This window comes from Paenibacillus sp. N119s, from assembly GCF_059447605.1.
On record NZ_JCAJRU010000295.1, the window covers coordinates 1 to 5332 of the forward strand.

At 46.1% G+C, this 5332-nt stretch carries 5 protein-coding genes; all 5 read right to left on the reverse strand.

The genetic code is table 11. The features are described from left to right. Positions 1–24: 24 nt before the first annotated feature. Positions 25–918, reverse strand: a complete 894-nt coding sequence (locus tag AC5V8P_RS23055) for an ABC transporter ATP-binding protein (protein WP_063213822.1) — start codon at positions 916–918, stop codon at positions 25–27. Between the two features lie 228 nt (positions 919–1146). Next, entirely contained in the window at positions 1147–2166 is a 1020-nt protein-coding gene (locus tag AC5V8P_RS23060) for an LLM class flavin-dependent oxidoreductase (RefSeq protein ID WP_064797756.1), read from the reverse strand. Positions 2167–2299: 133 nt separating this feature from the next. Next, a complete protein-coding gene (locus AC5V8P_RS23065; protein ID WP_064797755.1) occupies positions 2300–3445 on the reverse strand; it encodes an AI-2E family transporter in 1146 nt (381 codons plus the stop codon). Positions 3446–3593: 148 nt separating this feature from the next. Next, positions 3594–4607: an LCP family protein gene (locus AC5V8P_RS23070; RefSeq protein WP_063213819.1), complete on the reverse strand. Its 1014-nt coding sequence runs from the start codon at positions 4605–4607 to the stop codon at positions 3594–3596. A gap of 114 nt (positions 4608–4721) precedes the next feature. Further along, a partial coding sequence (locus tag AC5V8P_RS23075; RefSeq protein WP_495473903.1) for a cation diffusion facilitator family transporter occupies positions 4722–5332 on the reverse strand: 611 nt, incomplete at its 5' end.

A 5332-nucleotide genomic window follows, 5' to 3' on the forward strand; every position in this document is an offset into this window, starting at 1 on the left:
TGATGCTGCCAACTGATGCCTCTCCTAACCTCTCGCTGCCACTTGTGGTCTAGCATCCCGTCGCTCGGCAACAGAACCCATCGTTTGCTTCTCTTCCATATTCATTCCCTTTACTGCTTGGCTTACCGCAGGCTGGCCAGCCAAAGCATACGGAAGACAGAGCGGTACACCCGTACGAGGATCAGTTACAATATCCGCTTCAATCCCGAACACCTCGCGCAGCACATCCGGGGTCATAACCTCAGTCGGGGCTCCTACCGCCTTCGCTTTCCCTTTTTTGATCGCAATCATATGCTGAGCATACCGGGCTGCATGGTTTAAGTCATGCACGACCATAACAATGGTGCGTTCTGCCGAAGTATTCAAATACTCAAGCAGATGCAGAACTTCCAGTTGATGCGCCATATCCAAAAATGTAGTTGGCTCATCCAGAAACAAAATATCCGTATCTTGGGCAAGCGCCATCGCAATCCAGGCGCGCTGACGCTGACCGCCAGAAAGCTGATCAATCGGACGATCATGAAACTCACTCATCCCTGTTACTTGTATTGCCCACTCTACCATCTTACGATCTTCCGCTTTCATGGAGCCAAAGCCTTTCTGATAAGGGAAACGTCCGTAAGATACCAGTTCCGTCACGGTCAATCCTTCCGGTGCAGTCGGATTCTGCGGCAAAATAGCTAACTGCTTCGCTACCTCCCGCGTGGATTGCTTATGAATGGATTTACCATCCAGCAGAACACTACCGCCTTTAGGATTCATGATGCGAGCCATCGTTTTCAGAATGGTCGATTTACCGGAGCCATTCGCCCCCACCAATGCTGTAATTTTCCCCTGTGGTATTTCTACGTTCAGATCTTCTACGATTAATCGATCCTCATAAGCAATATCCAGATTTGCCGTTTTCAGACGAAACATTTGGAATCATCCCTTTCCCTTATCCAATATATATAGTCACGGGCTTAACGCACGACATTCATCAAAACTTCATTCTATCTTTATATAATAAAGATATTGATAATCATTATCAAGTGTTAACTCACATATTCCCTCTAATATACAAATGCACTGCATCAATAACCCTTAAAAAATCAAAAAAAGATCACCGCCCTAAAGCGGTGATCTTTTCATTCCAGCAAATTCGCATTAAGCCTGTACAGAAGACAGTCCAAATGCTTCAGCCATGAGACGGATAGATTTCATTTTGGCATCAAAGTCGTGAATAATGCTCGCAACCATGATCTCCTGTGCATTATAGTCCTTGCATAATTGCTCAAGCTGGTGCTTGACTTGTTCGGGTGAGCCAACCACCATACGCTTGCGATTCTCACGAATCCGCATCCGATCATAGGGTGTATACGGGTACGCCAGTGCCTTTTCGACAGAAGGTGTCCCTCCGGTACGCGTCCCCTGCTCTAAAAGCACGAGGGACAAGTCCATGCTGGAAGCCAAACGATTGGCCTCCTCTTCAGTATCCGCACAGATCGCGAATACAGCGACAAGCGAACGCGGTTGCTCACTATGCTGGGAAGGCTGAAAACTATGCTGGTATCCCTTCATAGCACCTGTGCCGCCTTCACCATTAATGAACTGCGCGAACGCGAAGCCTACGCCACGCTCGGCGGCCAGACTTGCGCTATCGCCGCTGGAGCCAAGCAACCAGATTTCCGGCACGGTCTCTACGAGCGGCATCGCCTGTAGGGAGCCGAAGCGGTGCTGGTTGCCTGTGCTATCGTGCAAATAGGCTAGCAGATCATCCAGCTGCTCAGGGTATAGATCAACACCGCCCCGCATTTTCCCCTCCTGCAAAGCTCTGGTAGCAATCGGCATTCCTCCAGGCGCTCGCCCCAACCCCAGGTCAATACGTCCAGGGTACAGCCCCTCCAGTACCCGGAAATTTTCCGCGACTTTATAAGCGCTGTAATGGGGCAGCATCACACCTCCTGATCCTACTCGGATCGTCCGGGTACGAGCAGCCAGATGTGAGATCAATACCTCCGGGCTGGAGCCTGCAAGGTTAGAAGCTGCATGATGCTCGGATACCCAGAAGCGATGATAACCCAGACGTTCCGCCTCTATAGCAAGCTCAGCAGTCTTTTGTAATGCCTGTGAGTGTGTCATGCCTTCCGATACCGGAGATTGGTCAAGAATGCTGAGTTTTATCATAAAAAGTCTGACCTTTCTATTTTGGAATAAGAATAGGCATTAAGTATAGCACGTAAAGCCACAGTTAACCAAGAGGGGCATAATAGCAGGTTTACAGCGCAAATTGTCATGTTTATTTTTTTATAGATCGTCTTTACTTTAATTTATCTGCTTCATAAAGATGGGAACGTTTTTGAAAGAAACTAAACAGATGGGTCACGATTACTTTCAAGACGGCATAACCCGGAACCGCCAGCACAATTCCTACCACACCAAATAAATTACCTGCTGTTAAAATAACAAAGATAATCGTGATCGGATGTACCCGAAGAGACTTGCCCATAATTTGTGGGGAAATAAATTTACCCTCAATAAGCTGGACGACTGTCCATACGATGACCATTTTGAGCAGCATAACCGGTGAGGTAACCAGTGCTACGATTAACGCGGGTGTAATGGCAATTGCAGGTCCCAAATAGGGAACCACGCTCGTAAAGGACGCAATGACCGCAAGTGTCAAAGAGTAGTCCAATCCAATAATCAGATAACCTATATACAGCAGCACTCCAATACAGAAACTGACAATAATCTGTCCACGAATGTACGAGCTCACCTGATGATTCATTTCGGTCATGATCCGATCCGTCTCTTTACGGAACATAGGTGGAAGCATTTTTAGAATCCAATGCGGCAGCTTGTGCCCATCTTTCAGCAAATAGAACAGAATGAACGGAACCGTAGCGATCGCAAGCACAGTCTCCGTAATCACACCCAAAAAGCTGCCCACACCCGTCCATGCATTGTTAATAAAACCAGATAACTTTTCAGAAGCTTTGGAGGCTAATTCGGATGGATCTATTTGAATGGTGTTCTGGAACTGGTTCACAAAATTGCTGCCAATCAGTCTCTCAAACTGCTGTTTGACTTGCTCGGTATAGGCAGGAACGTTTTGGATAAGACCCTGTATTTGATCACGGATCACCGGGATCACCGATGTAATTACAATAGCGATAATCCCTATAATGAGCAAAAACAGGACAATAATGGAATATACTCGTTTTACCTTATTCCGCTCCAGTACATCCACTAACGGGTTCAGCAGATAGTACAACACGCCGGACAAAATAACAGGGAGAATAATCGTTTTCAGCAATACGATGACCGGAGTAAATATGTATGAAATTTTCGTAAGCACTAAGATATTCAAGCCAATCAACAGCAGTACCAACAGGAATATCACAAACTTGTTGTTCAGAAAAAACTTCTTAAACCGTTCTTTCCATGCTGGAGTTATTTCCACATGACATTCCCCTTCTCTTTATACAGATGAATAGCACCTTCATCGTTACGATATATTTTTGGAACAAAATATACAAGGTTATACCCAAATAAACACAAAAGCAAACAAAGCTGTACGTTATCGTACGAACTTCGCTTGCTTTGAATAGTTATGGAGTATCATTTGTCGTGGCAGCAGCCTCTACCGTCGTGGTCACAGGTTTGTTTTCCTGTTCAAAAAGGTTCTGTATGAACCGCTTAAGCTTCCGTTCATCCACACCCAACACCTGGGCACCTTTAATGGTTTCCCCGCGCACCAGCTCATTCGGCGGGATTTGCTGCTTCGCTACTGTTTTGGCATCGATATTAAAACCCAATGAAGCCAGCTGCAACATTTCTGTTGTACTCAAATTCGTTTCAATATAAGGAGAAATGCTATTCAAAATACTCGGCAGTTTAATTAGCGATGAGGTCGATTGTATTTTACTCCCCAGTTCGGTAATGAATTTGCGCTGTCGCTCCGTACGTGTAAAATCCGAAGTCGCATCATGACGGAAACGCACATATTGCAGGGCTGTTTTGCCGTCCATATGCTGCATTCCCTTTTTCAAGTCAATATCAAACTGGTGTTTGTCTGCCTTGGATGTATAATGCATGTCTTTTTCAACATCCAGGTCAATACCACCTACAGAATCAACCAAGGCAATGAAACCATTAAAATCAGTATATACATAATATTGAATCGGTATGCCGAGAAGATCACTCACGGTCTGTCTGGTCAAATCCGGTCCACCGTAGGAAAAGGCCGCATTCAATCGGCTTTGCCCATGACCTGGAATCTTGACGTACGTATCACGAAGAATCGACATCAGTGTAGCCTTTTTCGTAACTGGATCAACAGAAGCAACCATAACCGAGTCAGAACGCCCTGAATCTTCTCCACGGGAATCGCCACCAAGCAGCAGAATGTTCACTCTCTCTGTCCCATCCCATTCCGGTGGAAGTGATACGTCTACAGGTTGTACATTGCTTGGGGTTTGGGTTTGCGGTTTAAATTTTGAGTCCTGTCCAGAAGCAACCGAAATTTGATTCGTAAAATGATATATAGAATAAGCATAATATCCGCCCACTAAAAGAACTGCCGCAGTCACAGAAATACCTAGCCATTTTAAAAATTTTCGCATATTTTCGGGTAACCTCGCTTTTATTCATCATCGTTCGGCTTTTAAAAGCATACCCTTCCTGCAAGTTATCTGTCAATTCGCGTCGTTTTGTTCCAGGGGCTTTGTTCGTACTGGTTATACCTTATCTTCAGGGTTATTTGGTGTCGATTTCACAGCTTGAAGGTCGTCTGGATACCATGGGTTTAAATGGACAAGCACCTCATATACCCGCGGCTCCTGCTTCATGACGGCCCGCTTGATCAGCCGGATAATATCGTGTCCTTGCTGAATCGTCAGAGAAGCATCCACTGAAGCACGGATGTCCACGATAATATAATGACCGTGCTCGCGGGCACGAATGCGGTCAATACGCTGAACCTCGGCTACACTCAGTGCGGCTGCTGCGTAGCTTTCAATTTCCTCAGTTGCAATCGCCTTCTCCATCAGCACATCTATAGACTCGCGTCCCATTTCCCAAGCCAGTTTCAGAACCAGCAATGCCACTACGAATCCCGCAATGGGGTCACCGTAAGATAAAATCGAAATATCCCAATGTTCCCCGATCAGTCCTAATCCGATCCCCAATACAGCGGCTCCAGAGGCATATACATCAGCGAGATGATCCTTTGCCGTCGCAATAAGACCCTGACTATTGGCCGCTCTGCCAATACGAATCGTGTAGATATACAGCCACTGCTTCCAGAGCAGGGAAATAATGGCCGCCACCAATGCCAATATATGCTCCT

Excerpts from the sequence above, each read along its gene's own strand:
- AC5V8P_RS23055 (WP_063213822.1), bottom strand. The coding sequence starts at position 918 with ATGTTTCGTCTGAAAACGGCAAATCTGGATATTGCTTATGAGGATCGA.
- AC5V8P_RS23060 (WP_064797756.1), bottom strand. The coding sequence starts at position 2,166 with ATGATAAAACTCAGCATTCTTGACCAATCTCCGGTATCGGAAGGCATG.
- AC5V8P_RS23070 (WP_063213819.1), bottom strand. The coding sequence starts at position 4,607 with ATGCGAAAATTTTTAAAATGGCTAGGTATTTCTGTGACTGCGGCAGTT.